This is a genomic window from Kosakonia quasisacchari (genome assembly GCF_004331415.1).
In the GTDB taxonomy this organism is placed as follows: Bacteria; Pseudomonadota; Gammaproteobacteria; order Enterobacterales; family Enterobacteriaceae; genus Kosakonia; species Kosakonia quasisacchari.
Genome location: NZ_SJOP01000105.1, coordinates 1 through 215, shown reverse-complemented (window position 1 = coordinate 215; position 215 = coordinate 1). Strand labels below are relative to the sequence as shown.

Sequence of the window (215 nt, the reverse complement as noted above, 5' to 3'; positions counted from 1 at the left end):
CTGGAACTGCGCAGCAGCAGCGCGGAAACTCTCCAGGTGATAACCGTCGGAGAAGCCGGTCGCGCGCAGGTGCGGGTCCTGCACTGGGAAAGCGGGCAGCCCGCCGGTATCAACAATGACCAGGTGCGCTACAGCTACGACAACCTCACCGGCAGCAGCGCACTGGAAGTGGACGGCAGCGGCGAACTTATCAGCCAGGAAGAGTATTACCCGTA

At 62.3% G+C, this 215-nt stretch carries 1 protein-coding gene; it reads left to right on the top strand.

Going from position 1 to position 215, the window contains the following annotated elements:
- On the top strand, window positions 1-215 hold a 215-nt coding region (locus E0L21_RS24890; protein ID WP_131413854.1), incomplete at both ends, for an RHS repeat protein.